14 protein-coding genes and 1 tRNA gene are annotated in these 17,678 nt (G+C 61.3%); 7 read left to right on the forward strand and 8 right to left on the reverse strand.

What is annotated here, in order from left to right:
- Window positions 1-7: 7 nt before the first annotated feature.
- The 5 genes from OHL18_RS19770 to OHL18_RS19790 all read right to left on the reverse strand — a co-directional run bounded on the left by OHL18_RS19770 (window position 8) and on the right by OHL18_RS19790 (window position 5,640).
- Window positions 8-1,297: an NfeD family protein gene (locus OHL18_RS19770; RefSeq protein ID WP_263376609.1), complete on the reverse strand. Its 1,290-nt coding sequence runs from the start codon at window positions 1,295-1,297 to the stop codon at window positions 8-10.
- 236 nt (window positions 1,298-1,533) lie between these two features.
- A complete protein-coding gene (locus OHL18_RS19775) occupies window positions 1,534-3,150 on the reverse strand; it encodes a tetratricopeptide repeat protein (protein ID WP_263376769.1) in 1,617 nt (538 codons plus the stop codon).
- Window positions 3,151-3,372: 222 nt separating this feature from the next.
- Window positions 3,373-4,980 (reverse strand): ArnT family glycosyltransferase, encoded by a 1,608-nt coding sequence (locus tag OHL18_RS19780; RefSeq protein WP_263376610.1) that lies wholly within the window; start codon window positions 4,978-4,980, stop codon window positions 3,373-3,375.
- A gap of 180 nt (window positions 4,981-5,160) precedes the next feature.
- Window positions 5,161-5,505, reverse strand: coding sequence for a DUF3467 domain-containing protein (locus tag OHL18_RS19785; RefSeq protein WP_263376611.1), 345 nt, complete (start codon window positions 5,503-5,505; stop codon window positions 5,161-5,163).
- Between the two features lie 50 nt (window positions 5,506-5,555).
- Window positions 5,556-5,640 (reverse strand) — tRNA-Leu (locus OHL18_RS19790).
- Between the two features lie 244 nt (window positions 5,641-5,884).
- On the opposite strand from OHL18_RS19790, the gene OHL18_RS19795 reads away from it, so the two are divergent.
- The 4 genes from OHL18_RS19795 (at window position 5,885) to OHL18_RS19810 (ending at window position 9,734) form a co-directional block, all read left to right on the forward strand.
- A complete protein-coding gene (locus OHL18_RS19795) occupies window positions 5,885-6,838 on the forward strand; it encodes a phage tail protein (protein WP_263376612.1) in 954 nt (317 codons plus the stop codon).
- An 88-nt stretch (window positions 6,839-6,926) separates the two neighbouring features.
- Complete coding sequence (gene gmd, locus OHL18_RS19800) at window positions 6,927-8,012, forward strand: GDP-mannose 4,6-dehydratase (RefSeq protein ID WP_263376613.1); 1,086 nt, start codon at window positions 6,927-6,929, stop codon at window positions 8,010-8,012.
- Window positions 8,013-8,083: 71 nt separating this feature from the next.
- Window positions 8,084-9,016 (forward strand): GDP-L-fucose synthase family protein, encoded by a 933-nt coding sequence (locus OHL18_RS19805; RefSeq protein WP_449727822.1) that lies wholly within the window; start codon window positions 8,084-8,086, stop codon window positions 9,014-9,016.
- A 214-nt stretch (window positions 9,017-9,230) separates the two neighbouring features.
- Entirely contained in the window at window positions 9,231-9,734 is a 504-nt protein-coding gene (locus OHL18_RS19810) for a Rid family hydrolase (protein WP_263376615.1), read from the forward strand.
- Here the strand turns inward: OHL18_RS19810 and OHL18_RS19815 are convergent.
- Window positions 9,727-10,281: a hypothetical protein gene (locus OHL18_RS19815; protein ID WP_263376616.1), complete on the reverse strand. Its 555-nt coding sequence runs from the start codon at window positions 10,279-10,281 to the stop codon at window positions 9,727-9,729. The two genes, OHL18_RS19810 and OHL18_RS19815, sit on opposite strands and share 8 nt — an antisense overlap.
- Before the next feature lie 157 nt (window positions 10,282-10,438).
- Here OHL18_RS19815 and OHL18_RS19820 point away from each other — a divergent pair, with 157 nt between their 5' ends.
- From OHL18_RS19820 to OHL18_RS19830, 3 genes are all read left to right on the forward strand, one after another.
- Complete coding sequence (locus tag OHL18_RS19820; protein ID WP_263376617.1) at window positions 10,439-12,904, forward strand: LptF/LptG family permease; 2,466 nt, start codon at window positions 10,439-10,441, stop codon at window positions 12,902-12,904.
- A gap of 117 nt (window positions 12,905-13,021) precedes the next feature.
- Window positions 13,022-13,711: an FKBP-type peptidyl-prolyl cis-trans isomerase gene (locus OHL18_RS19825; RefSeq protein ID WP_263376618.1), complete on the forward strand. Its 690-nt coding sequence runs from the start codon at window positions 13,022-13,024 to the stop codon at window positions 13,709-13,711.
- A gap of 79 nt (window positions 13,712-13,790) precedes the next feature.
- Window positions 13,791-15,539, forward strand: coding sequence for an ABC transporter ATP-binding protein (locus OHL18_RS19830; protein ID WP_263376619.1), 1,749 nt, complete (start codon window positions 13,791-13,793; stop codon window positions 15,537-15,539).
- 102 nt (window positions 15,540-15,641) lie between these two features.
- Here the strand turns inward: OHL18_RS19830 and fliS are convergent, their stop codons facing one another.
- Together fliS and fliD are read right to left on the reverse strand one after the other, a co-directional pair.
- Window positions 15,642-16,118, reverse strand: coding sequence for a flagellar export chaperone FliS (fliS, locus tag OHL18_RS19835; RefSeq protein ID WP_263376620.1), 477 nt, complete (start codon window positions 16,116-16,118; stop codon window positions 15,642-15,644).
- 8 nt (window positions 16,119-16,126) lie between these two features.
- The gene (gene fliD / locus OHL18_RS19840; protein WP_263376621.1) at window positions 16,127-17,488 is read right to left on the reverse strand and encodes a flagellar filament capping protein FliD; all 1,362 of its coding nucleotides are present in this window, start codon (window positions 17,486-17,488) and stop codon (window positions 16,127-16,129) included.
- Window positions 17,489-17,678: the final 190 nt, after the last annotated feature.

The raw sequence follows: 17,678 nt of genomic DNA on the forward strand, positions 1-17,678 counted from the left end.
GACGTGCCTATTCTGGCTCACCCGTGGGTATAACGAGTAGAGTGAGACCTTCGATGGCGTGGACCCTTGCGTGAGAGCCTACCGAGAGGGCCGCAGTGGGCGAATCGAGTCGGGCTTGCCAGAGTTCGCCGCGGACTTCTACCTGGCCGGTCGGAGCGAGGGGAGTGATGACGGTGGCGATCTGGCGGAGCATGGCTTCGGGGCCGATTAGGACCTTGTTGCGGCGGGCTTTCAGGGCAACGCCAGCGAGGAAGAAGGAGATGGCTCCAAAGCCGATGCCGGCGGCGAGGGCGGTGGAGAGGTGGACTCGGAGTTCCGGGACCGGGCTGTCGACGAGGGTGGCGAGGCCGAAGACGAGGCAGGCGATTCCGGCGGCGGCGAGGACGCCGTGGCTGGCGAACTTGGCCTCAAGCACGATCATGACGAGAGCGGCGAGGAGCAGGGCTACGGCGGTGTGGCGGACGGGCAGGAGGTTCAGGCCGAAGCCTGCCAGCAGGACGCAGAGCGTGCCGAGAGCTCCGGGGATGATGGTGCCGGGAACGTTGAATTCGAGATAGATGAGCAGGCCACCGGCGACCATGAGCAAGACGGCGAGGTCGGGGCTGGCGAGGCGGGTGAGCAGGCGCTCGCGGGTGCTGGGGGCGTCGGTTTGGATGACTGCGTTCTTCAGGCTGAGGACGGCGGATGTCCCGTCGAAGCGCTTGATGGTGCGGCCGTCTAGCTGGCGGAGAAGAGTGGCGTCGTCGGGGGAGATGAGGTCGATGAGCTTGAGGTCGAGGGCCTCGGAGTCGCTGTAGGACTTGGAGTTGCGGACGGCGTCCTCGGCGGCGGTGACGTTGCGGCCACGGCGGGAGACGAAGGAGCGCAGGAAGGCGGCGGTGTCGTTTTCGAGCTTCTCCTTCATGACGGGGTCAAGGGTGGTGCCTTCGACTACGGGGTGGGCGGCTCCGGCGTTGGTACCGGGGGCCATGGCGGCGATGTCGGCGGATTCAAGGAGGAAGAAGCCCGCGGAGCCGGCCCGGCTGCCGGTGGGGGAGATGTAGACGATGACGGGGATAGGGGAGGACTCAATCGCCGTGACGATAGTTCGGGTGGAGGAGAGCAGACCCCCGGGGGTGCCTAGGGTGAGGAGAACGGCGCTTGCGTGGGAGGTTTGGGCGTCGCGGAGGCCTCGGGCGATGTACTCCTGGGTGATGGGTTGGATGGTGTCGTGGAGGGTGAGTTTTAGGACGGTAGTTTGGGCCTGTGAATGGGGCGCCAGAAAGAGCGCTAGGAGAAGGAGGAGGATCCCACCCATTCGATGAAGCCGAATGGATGGGGCACCCGGAGTGTTGGGGCGGTCTTTGGGAGTGCCATTCGCGCTTTGCGCGAATAGCCACCTTGGCGACGATAAAGCCGTCGCGAAGATGGGACATCCGGCATTCGCGGTATGAGAGCAAGACAAATGCGGGGGTCTCTCCACTGCGCTCCGCTCCGGTCGAGATGACGGGTGTACACGGGCGATAACGAATTTGCGGTCAGGCCGAATGGAGGTCATGGGATGGATTGGCCTCGGGAGATGAGTTGCTGCTTCATGCCGATGGCTGGGCCGTTCTTGGGGTCGAGTTTGAGGGCATCGGCGACGTCGTTGGCAGCGGCGGCCAGGTTGTCCTGCTTGAGGTCGAGGCGTGCGAGGACTATGTAGGCTGTGGCGTTGGGTGCGAGTTTGATGGATAGCTGCGATTCGGTGCGGGCGTCTTCGTCTGCGCCGCTGCGTTCGCGGACCTGGGCGATTCCGGCTCGGGCGGCGAAGGATCTTGGGTCGGCGGCGAGCGCGGCCTGGAACTCGCGTTCGGCTTCGGGGACGAGGCCTTGGGCGAGATAATCGTTGCCGAGTTGGGTGTATTGGGTGGCCTGTTCAGCGGGCGGGAGGGTGGCGAGGCGCATCGCTCGGACCTGATCGAGCTGGAAGGCGGCCTGGCGGAAGGACGCCTCGGAGAACGTGCGACGGATGCGTTCGAGGGGCTCGAAGCCGCCGGCGTTTATGGCGTTGGTGAGTGGGGTCCCGGTGAGGTGGAGGTTGGAGGCGATTCGGGATTTGAGTTCGGTGGCCTCGGTGTCGGCGGGGCGGAGCTTGAGGGCGGTGTCGATCTCGGGCTGGGCGTGGATGGGGTCACCCTGACGAAGGATGGCCAGGCCGAGGTTGAAGTGGTAGTCGGGATCGTTGGGGTCGGCGGTGGTGACCTGGCGGAAGAGGGCGACGGCGTCTTTACCCTGGCGGCTCTGGGCGACGGCCTCGTTGTTCAGGACTTCAGGGAGTGGGAGACGCGCTGCGACGAGCTCGAAGGCCTTCTGGGCGTCGGCGTAGTGGGCGCTGTTGAAGCGGGCCAGTCCGAGGAAGAAGTTGGCTTCGAGGGTGACGCGGTCGTTGGCGGGGACTTTGACGAGGGTGGCAGCAGCCTGGTCGTACTGGCGGGCTTGGTACTGGGCCTTGCCAAGGGCGAGGAGCGCGGCGGCGAAGTCGGGGGCTTCGTTGACGGCGGCCTGGAGGCGCTTGATGCGGTCTACGGAGCTGGTGGACTCGATGCCGCGAATGAAGTTTTCGAAGGCGCTGAGCTTGGCACCGCCGGGAGCGGAGAGGAAGGTCTGCAGGGCGACGGGGAACTTCGGGTCGATCTGGCGGGCGACCTTCCAGGCGATGGCGTTTTCGCAGTCGAAGAGCTTGGGCAGCTCGCTCGAGTCTTCGAGGGGGTTGGAGAGGTGGAGTTGCTTGACCTCAAGGACGCGGGCCTGGACGGAGATGCGGCCGTTGGCGACGGTGTAGTTGCCGACGATGACGTAGTCGGCGTCGAGGGTCTGGGCGATGCGGATGGTGGTGGCGCGGGTGGGCCGGAAGTCGATGGGAAGGCCGAGGTGGTCGAGGGCGAACTGGCGATCGTCGCGGGTGATGGTGAGGAAGCCGGAGGAGTTGAGGCGGCGATCGAGGGTATCGGGGAAGGAGTCGGCGATCCAGTTGAGGCTGGGGTCGCCGGAACGGTTCTCGAAGGGAAGGACGAGGACAAGACGGCCAGGCATGGCGGCGTCGGGGGACTGGCTTATGGCTGCGGTGGCGGAGAAGAGGGTGCAGGCGAGCAGGAGGAATGAGGCGCGGAGGTGGTGAAGGTTCAGCACATCCAAAGTATAGAGCGCGACAGGTTTATAGGAGTGTGATTGGGGTTGGCACTCGAAGGACGAACGTTTTACTTCCCACCCATGCGATGAAGCCGCATGGATGGGGCACCCGGGAAGGATGACGCAGTTTGGAAGGCCGGAGAAGAACAGGCAAATGCAAATGCAAAAGCAGATCCTCCGCTTCGCGAAGGATGACAAGGGTTGAGAGAGTGGCGAGGTTGCCTATCGGGGTGGGATGAGGCGGGCGTCGACGATGCGGGGGAAGTGAAGAATGGCGGCCCACTCGCCGCCGCGCGAGGTCTGCCAGACGACTTCGCCGTGGAGGATGGCGGCGGCTTCATTGGGGAGCAGATCGAGGTGGAAGTCGAAGTATTTGGCGTCGTTGGCGGAGTTTCGACCGGCAAGGTTAATTGCTCCGCGGGGTGGTGCCCATTTGGTGGAGAAGAGCAGGGCGGTGTCGTAGGCTCCGGGGTCAGAGGCGGCGTGCTGGATCTGGGCGAGGGAGAAGTTTTCTATAGCGACGAACTTGTACGGGTGGGTGGTGTAGCCGAGGTCGGGGCGGGAGATCTCGGCGGCTGCGGGCCATGCGGTGAGGACGGTCGCTTCGGGATAATGGGCCTGGAGGAAGTCGATGGCCTGCTGATGGACGACGATCATGTCGCGGTAGGTGAGGTTGTCCTCGGGTGCGAAGGCGTAGGGAGGGTTGATCCAGATGCCCGCGAGGAAAGCGACGGCGGTGAGCGCGGCGAGCCAGAGCCACTGCAGGCGCGGCATGTGACGCTGCCAGATGGCTACGCAGATCAAGATGACCAGTGGGTACATCGGGAGGAGGTAGCGGGTGAGGAGCGCGCCGCCGAGGATCGAGAACTCGAGGACGTTCGCGATAAGGATGACGCAGATTGCGGCGACGATGGGGCGCGAGAGGCGGGCGCGAGTGGCGATGGCGGGCATGAGGATCGCGGCGATGGCGCAGGCTACCGCGACAAACATGTTCATGTGCAGCGTGAGATGGACGATGCGGTGGTAGAGGCAGAGGAAGATGCGGTAGGCGCTGAGGTTGGCGGTGGCGTTGTAGCGGAGGAACTCGGGGTTGCCGAAGATGAAGCCGGTCTTGAAGCGGTGGTAGCCGTACCAGGCGAGGAGCGGGAGGACGGGGGTTGAGAGAGCGACTACGGATTTCAGATGCGTTGTCGCGGGGGTCTTTGGAAGGGCTCGATTGCGTCCTGCGCGGAGGGACAGCCAGAGCTCATACGCCGCAAGGGCCAGCGGGGTGATGATGGCGGTCTCTTTGGAGAGAGCGGCCAGGGAGAAGAGGATGGCGATCTTCAGGTGCGGACGATCTTCGTTTGGTTCAAGGTAGAGAGCAATGGCCCAGAGAGTGAAGGCGGCGGCGAAGATGTCGGCGTGGGCGAGGGTGCTCTGGGCGAACCAGACGGGATAGATGGCCGTGAGGAGGGTGGTCGCCCACGCGGCTCTTTCGCCGAGCAGCGTGCGGGTGAGGCGGAAGACGGCCAGCAGAGCGGCGGCGGCGAAGAGGCAGACCAGGACGCGCGTGGCGAGGATGTGGAAGCCGAAGATCTTCCACCATCCGGCCATGACGATCATCGGCAGCGGAGGGTGGGCGTTGGTGACGGTCGATTGAGGGATTAGCGTGCCGGTGCGGAAGAAGTCGAGAGCGGCGGGGACGTAGTAGCCACCTTCGTCCCAGAAGTAAGGGAGATGGAGGAGGGTGTAGTGCGAGGCTAAGACGGCGAGGAAGAAGACGGGAAAGAGGACGCAGACATATGTTGGTTTGTTTACGGGGGATGGCTGCGGGGTGAAGGTCGGCATGGAGTTTGTTGGCAGAAAGGTGCGGGCGGTTGAGGTGATGGATTACCCTCGGGGTCCTTCGACTGCGGACCTTGCAGCTACGCCAGCGTTCGCTCACAATGTCGGTCTGTTCCCGTGGCGGAGAAAACATATCCTCCGACTTCGTCGAAGGATGACAAGTCTAGGTAGTTGTTGTCCAGCCTAGTTGACCGGGCCGCCGCGCTGAGGGATTGGAACGACAAAGCGGGGTTCGCCGGAGTCTTCGGACTTGGGCTCAAGGGCGAGGTTGCCGAAGGTCTGCTCGTACTGGGCGAGATTGTGGCCGAGGACGTTCCAGAGGGCCTTGGCCTGCTGCGGGCTGAGGTAGATGCCCTGGAAGTTTTCGATCGCGACCTGTGCCTGCGATTCCTGGTGCATGGTGCCGAAGACGAGGAAGAAGTCCCAGACGCTCATGCGCACCTGGACGCTGTTGGCGTAGGAGTTGCGGTAGTCCGAGGTGGTGGAGAGCTTCAGCTCGGGCTGGTCGGGGTTCTTCGGGTCGCTCAAAAGATTGTCTCGCGGGTCGGGTCAGACCGGTGTTGGGTAGATCAGAGTTTTGGTGCGAAAGGGGGGACTTGAACCCCCACGGATTGCTCCGCCAGATCCTAAGTCTGGTGCGTCTGCCAATTTCGCCACTTTCGCACTTCCAAGGGACCTCTCTATTGTACTGCGTGCGACCGGTTGAGCAATCTACCGGGTAACCGTGCCGCGTAACGTACCGAATGTGTCGTCGACTGAAGGCATTCCGTCTTTTATAGCGAAGTTTTTTTGAAGCGTGGGGTAACGTGGACTCACTGTTGATGGGGACTTTACAAGAGGGGGACGTATGAAGCAGTTTTTGAGAGCAAGTTCAGGTCTTGGAGTGGGTATTTTCCTGATGGTTTGTATGACTGCACGTTCGCAACAGAAGCCCGCTTTTTCAGAGCGGCCGGCCACCACTCAAAATGTTGCGGCGGCCACCCCTGCAGTGACGACTGCTGTCCCGGTGACGACCACCGGAGGCACGGCTGGCCTGATGCCGGTGTGGACGGGAACGTCGACGCTCGGGAACTCGATCGTCTACCAGACAGCGACCGGGATCGGGATCGGACGCTTCCCGAACGCCACGCTGGACATCGGCGGGACGTCGACCTTTCGCGGTTCGATGGGAGTCTCGCGCTCAGGCGATGCGACGACTTCGGCGGGCACAAAGTCCTTCCCGATCCTGATGCAGTCGTCGGTTTATAACACCTCGGTGAGCCAGAATGTACTTCCTTATTTCCAGCTTCAGACCGAGCCGGTAGCGAACAACACCGCCTCCGCAGGGGCGACGCTCAACTTCCTTTACTACAGCGGGATAGGGGCGGCGCCGAGTGAGAGCGGGCTTTACTTCAATGGCAATGGGACCATCCATTTTGCTGCGGGACAGACGTTTCCCATCACCACGGGAGCAACTGGCCCTGCAGGACCTCCAGGGCCGGCCGGACCCACTGGTCCGCAAGGTCCGGTGGGCCCTGCGGGACCGACGGGTAGCGTGCCTGCGAATCTTACGGCGATCTCGGGGCAGTTGAGCACGACGAATGGTGTCGCCTATCTGGGCTCTGACACTTTTCAGTTTCCGGGTAGCTGCGTCATTGGAGATGTCTTTCTTTCGGTAAATGGCTACGGGTCGGGCAATGCCTTACCGGCCGACGGTCGATTGATCCCCATTCAAAACAACACGGCGCTGTTCTCGCTGATCGGAATCAACTTTGGTGGCAACGGAACGTCGAACTATGCGTTGCCGGATCTGCGTGCGTTTGCGCCAAAGGGGATGCAGTACTCGATCTGTCTCAACGGAATTTTTCCTTCAGAAAATTAGTCTGCCTGTATTCGAGAGTCGTTGGCATCCGCGCGGATGAGATAATTTCCATTCGCGCGGAAACCCTCGCTTTTGATTGAGGCATAGATTGAAGAAGGCATTGATTACGGGAGTTACGGGACAGGATGGAGCGTACCTGGCGGAGTTTCTGCTGGCAAAGGGGTACGAGGTACATGGGATCAAGAGGCGGTCGTCGCTGTTCAATACGGCGCGGATCGACCATATCTACGAGGACCCGCATCAGCCGCATCCGCACTTCATCCTGCATTACGGCGACATGACGGATTCGACGTCGCTGATTCATATCGTCCAGAAGGTACAGCCGGACGAGATCTACAATCTTGCCGCGCAGTCGCATGTGCAGGTGTCGTTCGAGCAGCCGGAGTATACGGCGAATGCCGATGGGCTGGGGGTCCTGCGGCTTTTGGAGGCGATTCGGATACTTGGTCTGGAGAAGAAGACGAAGTTCTACCAAGCGAGCACGTCGGAGCTCTACGGGTTGGTGCAGGAGACTCCGCAGAGCGAGAAGACTCCGTTCTATCCACGATCGCCTTATGCGGTGGCGAAGATGTATGGGTATTGGATCGTGGTGAACTACCGCGAGGCGTACGGGATGTACGCGTGCAACGGGATACTATTCAACCATGAGTCGCCGCTGCGCGGAGAGACGTTTGTGACGCGGAAGATTACGCGAGGGCTGGCGCGGATCAAGGTGGGTCTGCAGAAGGAGCTGTACCTGGGAAATCTGGATGCGCTGCGCGACTGGGGACATGCGCGCGATTACATCGAGATGCAATGGCTGATGCTGCAGCAGGAGAAGCCGCAGGACTTCGTGATCGCTACCGGCCAGCAGTACAGCGTGCGAGATTTTGTGAAGCGCTGCGCGGAGTTGCTGGAGCTCGGACTGGCATGGCAGGGTTCAGGCGTGGACGAGAAGGCCCTCGACAAAGATGGCAACGTCATCGTTGGAGTCGATCCACGGTACTTCCGGCCTTCCGAAGTGGAGACACTGCTGGGCGATGCGGGGAAGGCCTGCCGGGAGCTTGGATGGACGCCCAGGACGAGCTTCGATGACCTGGTTCGGGAGATGGTGGAGGCGGATCTTAAGTCTGCCGAGCGTGATGCGCTGGTGCGGAAGCATGGGTTCGCTGCGTATAACGTGCGGGAGAACTAAAGGCAGGGTGTAGGGGATAGGGTGTAGCGCGATGTTTTGGGTGGGGTATGGACAAGGGCAGTAGGATCTTTGTGGCAGGGCATCGCGGGCTGGTGGGGTCGGCGATTGTACGTGGGCTGGAGGCGGCGGGGTATTCGAACCTGCTGCTGCGGACGCGGGCCGAGTTGGATCTAACGGACCAGCGGGCGGTGGCGGAGTTCTTCGCGGAGGAGCGGCCGGAGTTTGTGTTTCTTGCTGCGGCGAAGGTGGGCGGGATTCTGGCGAACGATACCTATCCGGCGGAGTTCATCCGCGAGAACCTGGTGATGGAGACCAACATCATCGAAGCGAGCCGTCAGGCCAGGGTGAAGCGGCTGTTGTTCCTGGGGTCGTCGTGTATCTATCCCAAGCTTGCGCCGCAGCCGATGCCTGAATCGTGTTTGTTGACGGGGCCTCTTGAGCCGACGAACCGAGCGTATGCGTTGGCGAAGATCGCGGGCATCGAGATGTGCTGGGCTTACAACCGGCAGTATGGGACGCGATATCTTGCGGCTATGCCGACGAATCTCTATGGGCCGGGGGACAACTTCGACCTGAATACATCGCATGTTCTGCCCGCGCTGATGCGCAAGACTGCGGATGCGGTGAAGTCGGGCGCTGCGACTGTGACGGTTTGGGGGAGTGGGACGCCTCGGCGGGAGTTGTTGTACTCGGACGACGTGGCCGAGGCTTGTCTGTTTCTGATGAATCTGGACGAAGAGAAGTTTGGGACGCTGCTCGTCGAGGATGCTCCGCCGCTGATTAACATTGGAACGGGTGAGGATGTGACGATCCGTGAGCTGGCGGAGACGGTGGCTCGGGTGCTGGGTTTTACCGGGGAGTTAGTCTTCGATGCGACGAAGCCGGATGGGACGCCGCGGAAGCTGATGGATGTGGCTCGGCTGCATGGGCTGGGGTGGCGGCATAAGACGGGGCTTGAGGCGGGGATCTCGAAGACGTGGGAGCTAGTGCGGGGGCAGCTTTAGATTTGTTCCGCGAACCCACATCTGGCGATGAGGCTGCCAGATATGGGGCACCCGGCACCCGGAACCCGGCAGCGGCAGTATAAGCAATTGCAACAGCCAATGCGGGGTCTCTCCACTGCGCTGCGCTCCGGTCGAGATGACGCTTCTCAGATGAGGATGACGGGATTTTGGGGTGGGTGCGTTATCTTAGGCAGTATCACTCGGAGGAAAGTTCATGTTCATTCATAAGTTGCGGTCCGCCGCGATTGCGGTGGCGATGGTTGGCGTTTCGTATGCGTCGCAGGCACAGGGCGTCGAAGTGAAGCATCTACAGCCGAACCCCAAAGCGGCGATTGCAAGCGGTGTGTGGGCGGGAGACACGCTTTATCTGAGCGGACAACTGGCTGACCCGGTCACTCCGGCGGATGCGGCCAAGGGAACTCCGGCGGTCTATGGCGATACCGAGCAGCAGGCGATGTCGGAGCTGATGAAGATTCAGGCGCTGCTGAAGGAGCAGGGTTTGGACATGAAGGATGTCGTGAAGATGACCGTGTTCATGGCTGGCGATCCGGCCAAGGGCAACAAGCTGGACTTCGCTGGGATGATGGCCTCGTACACGAAGTTCTTTGGGACGAAGGAACAGCCGAACAAGCCGGCGCGTTCGGCGATGCAGGTTGCGGCTTTGGCGGCTCCGTGGGCGCTGTTGGAGATTGAAGTGATCGCGGTGCGGTCTAAATAGACGGGATGTTGCGGGCTGGGATCGAGAAGAATGACCCAGTCCGCCAGCCCAGCTTATAAGCGAAGGCCCATCTTCTTTGAGTCTCGGCCAGGTCTTGCTCATCGGGCGACTCGCGGGTGAAATTGGTGTCGCCGAAGGCTATGAATAGCCAGAAAAACGGAAACGCGGCATCGGACCATAGGTTCCACTGCTTGCCCGGCAGGCCGACCCAATCTCCCAAAAAGCAGATGAAACTTAGAGCGATCAGTAGCAGCGTAATCTTGTCGATCCACGGCGGTACGGTTTGGCGACCTATCCAACTCTCTCTCAGCTTGACGTTGGAAGACATTCGAAAAACGGTATAGCTGATCATCGGAATTTCTAGGAGGACTAGGATCGCCGAGGAGATTATCAGCACATTATTTGGGTTGTTGATTGTTCTGCGGAACAAACCTAAAGACACGATAACGGTCATCAGTAGATTGATCGTTGTGCGGAAGCGGGGCGGGTTCGCTCGGGATCTCCAGCGCTGCGGAGTGTTTTCGGCGGAAGTGATGGAGGCGAACATGCGCCGATTGTAGCTGTAGATGGCTGAGAAACAAAGGCCAATGCGGGGGTCTCTCCACTTCGCTACGCTCCGGTCGAGATGACGGGGCAGTAGGGCGCGAATTGGCGGGTTGGGGAGATGCGGAATCGGGCCGCGCTACACTGAATCAGACCATCTGATGCGCCTGCTGACCCGGTATATCCTTCGCGAAGTTTCGTCCCATGCGGTGCTGGGCGGGGTGCTGTTCACGTTTGTGCTGTTCATGCAGCATCTCTCGGACATTCTGGGGCTGGCGGTGCGGAACTCGGCGAGCCTGGGCGATGTGTGCCGGATCATCCTGTACATGCTGCCGAATACGCTGACGGTGACGATCCCGATGGCGATCCTGGTGGGGATTCTGCTGGGTCTGAGCCGGCTGGCGGCCGATAGCGAGATTACGGCGATGCGCGCGAGCGGGATGGGCGTGCTGGGGTTCGTGCGGATCGTTTCGATACTCGCCATTGCGGGCATGGCCGCGGGGCTGGTGAACTCGATCTGGCTGGCACCGAGATCGGCGGCGGCGCTGTTAGGGCTGGAGAGTTCGCTGAAGTCGAGCCAGGCTTCGTTCGAGGTACAGCCTCGGGTCTTCTACGAGGACCTGAAGAACTACGTGTTGTACGTGCAGGAAGTGAAGCCTGCGCTGGGCGGGGCTTCGATCTGGAAGCATGTGTTTCTCGCGGACTTGAGCGATCCGGAGTCGCCTCATATTACGACGGCGGACAAGGCCGTGGTGGTGAACGATCCTGGATCTGCAAACGCGCTTCCGGGTGGGGCGGACGGCGCAACAATCCGGCTGCATCTGCTGGATGGGACGCAGCACCAGGTCTCCGCGAGCAATCCTGGGCAGTACGACATCTCGACGTTTACGACGACGGATATACCGCTGCAGACTGGGGTACAGAACGGCACAAGGGTGAGCCGTTCGGATACGCCGATCCATGCACTGAGCCTGGCGGAGGTCTACCAGCTGAGCCGGGTCGCGCCGAAGGATGCGAAGGATTTTTCTTCGAGGCCGTTTCTGATCGAGCTGAACTCGCGGTTCTCTTACCCGTTTGCCTGCATCGTGTTGATGCTGGTGGGTGTGCCGCTGGGGTTGTCCTCGAAGCGCAGCGGCCGGAGCACAGGGATCGTGCTGGCGATTGCGCTGGTGTTTGTGTACTACCTCACTTCGCTCGTGGGTGTGGCATTCGCGAAGTCGGGGAAGGTGTCGCCGTTTGTGGGGGTGTGGTCGGCGAATTTGATTTTTCTGGTTGCGGGCGTGCTGCTGCTGCAGCAGCTGTCGCGTGGCGGCATTGCGCTGAACATCTTTGCGTCCGTGGGGCAGTGGCTGGGACGGATGCTGGAGCGGATGATGAGCCGCGATGAGGACGGGCCGGGGGCTGCGGAGCGGGTCACCATGGCGCAGAGGCTTGCGATCTTCCGCGCCACGTTGCATATACGGTTTCCGCTTTTGCTGGACGACTACGTGATGCGGGAGTTCGTGACGAACTTCTTCTTCGTTCTGTCGAGCTTCGCGGTGCTGTTCATTGTATTCACCTTCTTTGAGCTGATCGGCGACATCATCCGCAACCGGACCGCGCTGGTGACGGTGGGCGAGTATCTGGTGAATCTGATTCCGTACATCATCTCGGCGGTGACGCCGCTTTGCGCTCTCGTCGCGGTGCTGGTGACGTTTGGTGCCTTGAATCGCTCGTCGGAGCTGACGGCGATGAAGGCTACGGGGATCAGTCTGTATCGCGTGGTTGCTCCGGTGTTGGTGATCGCGGCGGTTCTGGCGGCTTCGCTGTTCGCCTTCGACGAGTACTACTTGCCGGGGGCGAACCGGCGGCAGGAAGCGCTGCGGGCGGTGATCAAGAACAAGCCGGCGCAGACGTTCCTGCGGCCAGACCGGAAGTGGATCTCGGGACAGACGGGATCTACTGCGGTTCCGGCTGTTACAACGACGGGGAAATCTGGAAGGATCGTGCAGCCGGCAGCGGCTGGCGAGCCGGCGAGGATCTTTTACTATCAGTTCTTCGACAGCAACAAGGATGTCTTTGCGAACCTGACGGTGTTTGAGCTGGAGCCGGATACGTTTGTGCTGCGGCGGCGGATCTTTGCCTCGTCGGTGCGGTGGGACGGGCATAACTGGATCTTCGACCAGGGATGGCAGAGGACGTTTGCGGGCGAGACGGTGGGGACGTATGAGCCGTTCGCGGTGGCCGAGTTTCCTGAGATCAAGGAGCAGCCTTCGTACTTCAAGAAGGAAGATCTGCAGTCGCAGGAGATGTCGTTTGCGGAGCTGTCCGACTATATCGGCGACCTGAAGCAGAGCGGCTTCGACACGATGCGGTTGCGGGTGCAGTTGATGAAGAAGATCGCCTACCCCGTGGTGACGCTGGTGATGGCGATCCTGGCGGTGCCGTTTGCGCTGTCGATGGGCAAGCGCGGGTCGCTGGTGGGGATCTCGACGGCGATTGGGCTGGCGATCTCATACTGGGTGGTGGCGGGACTGTTTGAGGCGATGGGTAATGTGAATACGCTGCCGCCGGTGCTGGCGGCGTGGTCGCCGGATGTCTTGTTCGGGATCGCTGGGGCGTATTTGCTGCTGCGGACGCCGACGTAGAAGGGGAATCCCACCCATCGCGGTGAAGCTGCGATGGATGGGGCACCCGGAACCCGGACCTGACGCCGACACAGTTCACACAAAGTAGCGGCTGGAGACGGTAGGATAGAGGCATCTATGAAGCTTGCTCTCGCAGTGTTCGCGCTCTCCTCCGCCGCCCTCGCTCAGACACCCGCTCCGGCAACTGCCGCGAAGCCTGTCACTCACCATGCCGCTACGACGGCGACTGCTAAAACGGCAGCTGCGGGGCCGCCGAAGGTGGTTGGCGTGCCGCATACGATGTACTCGCTGAAGTACATCGACACGAAGATTGGCACCGGGCCACTGGCTGAGCCGCGGAAGTACTACACGGTGAACTACACGGGATACTTTCCCGATGGAACCAAGTTCGATTCTTCGCTGGACCGCAAGGAGCCGTTTACGTTCCCGTATGGCGCGCATCGCGTGATTATCGGATGGGACACGGGATTTGAGGGAATGCACGTCGGTGGAAAGCGCCGGTTGTTCGTGCCGTATCAGCTTGCTTATGGGCCGTTGGGAAATCCGCCGCGGATGCCAGCGAAGGCGAATCTGATCTTTGATGTGGAGCTGATCAGCTTCTCGGATACTCCTCCTGTGCCGCCGACGCCTCCTGCACCGCCCGCTGCTCCGAAAGCACCGGCCAAGCCTGCGGATGCGCCTGCTGCGGCACCTGCTGGTGCCCCGGCAACGCCTCCGCCAGCTAGCGCGCCAGCGACCGCTCCACCGGCGGACAAGCCTGCGACTCCGCCTGCTCCGGATAAGCCGGCTACACCGCCTTCGAAGTAAGGTGGACTCAGAAACATGGGCGGCTGAGAATCTTCAGCCGCCTTTGCCGTCTCTAACGTAAGGAGATTCCGACAGAAATATGTTCAAGAGACTCGCGCCGTTAGCACCCTATCTGAAGCGTTACTGGCCGAGTCTTGCCCTGGGCGGTGTGTCGACGGTCTTCTATAACGTGGTCAAGGTGCTGATCCCGCTGGTGATTGGGCACGCGATCGACGATATGCACTCCGGCATCACCGAGCAAAAGGTGATGTATCACGCGCTCCGGCTGGTGGGGCTGGCGGTGCTTTCAGGGTTGTTTCTCTACCTGACCCGGCAGGTGGTGATCGGGGTCTCGCGCAAGATCGAGTTCGATCTGCGGAACGATATGTTCGCGAATCTGGAGCGTCAGTCGGCTAGCTACTACCAGACGCATCGGACGGGCGACATTATGGCCCGAACGACCAACGATCTGAACGCGGTGCGGCAACTGCTGGGCCCGGCGATCATGTACAGCGCGAACACAATTGTGTTCACGGCGGCGGCGCTGCCGTTCATGTACAGGATCAGCCCGAAGCTGACGTTCTTTGCGTTCGTGCCGCTGCCCTTGGCTTCAGTGCTGGTGCAGTACTTCGGCAACCGGATTCATACGCGGTTCGAGCGGATCCAGGCGATGTTCTCGGACATCTCGGCGAAGGCGCAGGAGAACTTTTCCGGAGCGCGGCTGGTCCGGGCGTTCGCGCAGGAGGATGCGGAGATCGCGTCGTTCGAGAAGGCGAATCAGGAGTACATCCGGCGGAGCCTGCTGCTGGTAAGGCTGATGGCGATGCTTTGGCCGACGCTGGAGTTTGTGCTCGGGCTGTCGCTGATGATTACGCTGCTGGTGGGTGGGCACGAGGTGGTGTCGCACTTCATCTCGGTGGGCGAGTTTACCTCGTTCAACGTGTACATGGTGCAGTTGACGTGGCCGATGATCGCGGTGGGCTGGGTGGTGAATCTCTTTCAGCGTGGCACGGCTTCGGTGGTGCGTATCGACGAGCTGTTGAAGGAGGTGCCGACGATTCGTGACGCGGAGGGCGCGGCGCACACGGCGGAGGAGATCGAAGGCGCAATCAGCTTTCGCAATCTGAACTTCGCTTACAACGAGGGCGCGCCGGTGCTGTCGGATATCGATCTGGAGATTCCGGCGGGGTCGAGCCTGGCCATTGTGGGGCCAACCGGGTCGGGCAAGACGACGCTGGTGAACCTGATTCCGCGGCTCTACGACGCACCGATGGGGAGTGTGCTGATCGATGGGCGGTCGATCCGGGAGTACCGGCTTGAGGACCTGCGCCGAAGCGTTGGATTTGTGCCTCAGGAGACGTTTCTATTCTCGGATACGATCCGGGAGAACGTGGCGTTTGGCGTTGCGAGCGCGACCGATGCGGAGGTGGAAGCGGCGGCTTCGACGGCACATATCAAGACGGAGATCCTGGAGTTTCCCAAGGGCTTCGCGACCATGGTGGGCGAGCGTGGGGTGACGCTCTCCGGAGGGCAGAAGCAAAGGACGGCGATTGCGCGTGCGGTGCTTCGCGATCCAAAGATTCTGGTGCTGGACGATGCTCTGGCCAGCGTCGATACCTACACGGAGGAGCAGATCCTTGGCGGGCTTCGCGAGGTGATGCAGGGAAGAACGACGATTCTCATTGCGCACCGGGTGTCGACGGCGAGGAACGCGGACAGGATTGCGGTGCTGGTCGAGGGACGGATTGTGGAGCTTGGCACCCACGAAGAGTTGATTGGAGAGGGTGGGTATTACAGCGGGCTTTATGAGAAGCAGCAGTTGGAAGAAGAGATTGCTGTGACGAGCTAGGGTTGTAGTACGAAGACAAAGGCGAAATTCGGGGGTCTCTCCACTGCGCTTCGCTCCGGTCGAGATGACGATTCTTTGAGGATGCGGAATCAGAGTTGAGAGTTATGCGCTCCAGCTTGAGCGTTTCGCTTCGCCAGTGGGCATCTCGAGGCGAGATGTATTGGGGACGAAGGTCTCTTCCTGGGTGCGGAGTTCGCGGGGGAGGACTCTTCCCGCGACGGGGTCCTTTGCGGCTACGGCCCAGGCTTCGCGGACGTTGCGGACACAGGCGATGACCTCCAAAAGCTGTTCTTTCGAGGAGTTGTGCGAGGCCTCGAGCGTCATGGTGAACATGGCCGCATAGAAGTCCGAGAGCACAGCCGCTTGGGTTGGGCCGACGTCTGGCCGCAGTCGGGCCTGGAGGTACATGAAGACATCGATGGCCTTCTTGACGGCCATCCTGCGGCCCTGAGTGTCTTCCTCTTCGACACATTGAACCGCGCGATGGAGAAATCGGATCGCGCCGTCGTAGAGGGCGAGGACGAGTTCAACGCCGGTGGCTCCCGCAAGTGCCTTTTCCCGATAGCTGCTGCTGTCCATGGACTTCCTTAGCTGTTCGTGTACTCGTTGTAGCCGCTGATGGCGCTATAGATCTGGTTGATTTCGCTCAGTTGCTCCGGGATGGCCTGGAGCTCCTGGTCTGCGGTGGTGAGTTCGGCGGTAAGGGTCGTCTGCTGCTGTGCGATGAGGGCATCCTGCGCGGTGATACTGGCGTTAAGACTGGTCTCCTCGGTCGAGTTCTGTTGCTGCGCGAGGGAGACTGCACCGTTGACCGAGGTGTTCCCAAGGTTGCTGAGCGTCGTGCTGAACGTCTGGCCGAAGCTACCGGAGTTTTGAAAGTAGCCGACGATGTCGGAGAAGTTGGCGTTAAGCGCGTTGTCGAGTGTGCTGGTGTCGAGGGTGAGCGTGCCGTCCGTGTTGGATGTAATGCCAAGCTGCGAGAGGCTGTTGATACTTCCGCTGGCTGAGCCCCCGAAGATGGCTGACTGGAGCTGGGTCTGAATGAGAGAGAGCGTAGGGCTGCCATAGAGCGGCTCGGGGTTGCCCGAAGAGTCGTTTTTTTCCTGGCCGGAGATGTCTGCGATGACGGCGTTGTACGCCTTGACGAGCGAGCTGACCGCGGATTCGATGTCGGTGTTGTCGTTGGTGACCTGGATCTGGACGGTGGTGCCAGGAGAGGACGAGAGGAGTTGAAAGGTGACTCCGGGAATAGCGCCGGTGACGGTATTGGATGCACTGGATACGGCGAGGCCATCCACGGTGAGGGCGGCGTTAGCCCCTGCCTGTGCGGTGTGGAAGGCGATGGCCGTACTGGTGGTGGAATCGGTGAGCGAGCTCGAGACGGTGATGGCGCCCGCCGCGCCGCTGGTGTTGCTGGTGATGGAGAGGCGCGATCCGTTGGCGTCCGTGACAATGCTGGCGGTGACGCCGACGGCGGCGTTGTTGATCGCTGTGGCGAAGGTCTGGAGGGTGTCGCTGGTACCGCTGACGACGCTGATCTGATGGCCGTTGATGGTGAGACTGCCGCTGAGGGTGTCGCTGGCGGTGGCGATAGAGTCCGAGTAGTTCGATGCCGTGGTGGCGAGCGAGGTGACGACGACGCTGTGGCTGCCGGCGACGGCGGTGGTGTCGGCACTGGTGAGGGTGAGGACATTGGTGTTGGAGCTTGAGCCCTGCTTCTCCGCGAGGACCCCATCGAAGGAGGTGAGTGACGAGAGGGCGGTGCTGAGCGTGGAGAGGTCCGTGCCGAGCGTGCTGAAGACGGTGTCCTGCGCCTGCAGGGCGGCGAGTTGTGTCTTCCAGGGTGTCTCGATGGCCTGCTGCGTGGCGAGGATCGCGGTGACGGTGGTGGCGACGTCGAAGCCCGCGCCGCTGGTGGCCGAGCCAAAGTTCAATCCGACAGTTCCCATGATGGGCGCTCCGTGTGTATCTCTGTCCGTCGTGCGCGGTCGTCGTGTGACCGGCGGCGGTGACGGGGCTGTAAGAACTTACCTTTTCAGAGCAGTTCGGCTGCCACTGTGCGGCGCAAATAGTGAGAAGCGGTTGAGGTGCTAACGGAAAAATGCGGGTAAGACCCATGAGGCCTTACCCGCCGTAGAG

Origin of the sequence: Granulicella aggregans, assembly GCF_025685565.1 — a bacterium.
Lineage (GTDB): Bacteria > Acidobacteriota > Terriglobia > Terriglobales > Acidobacteriaceae > Edaphobacter > Edaphobacter aggregans_B.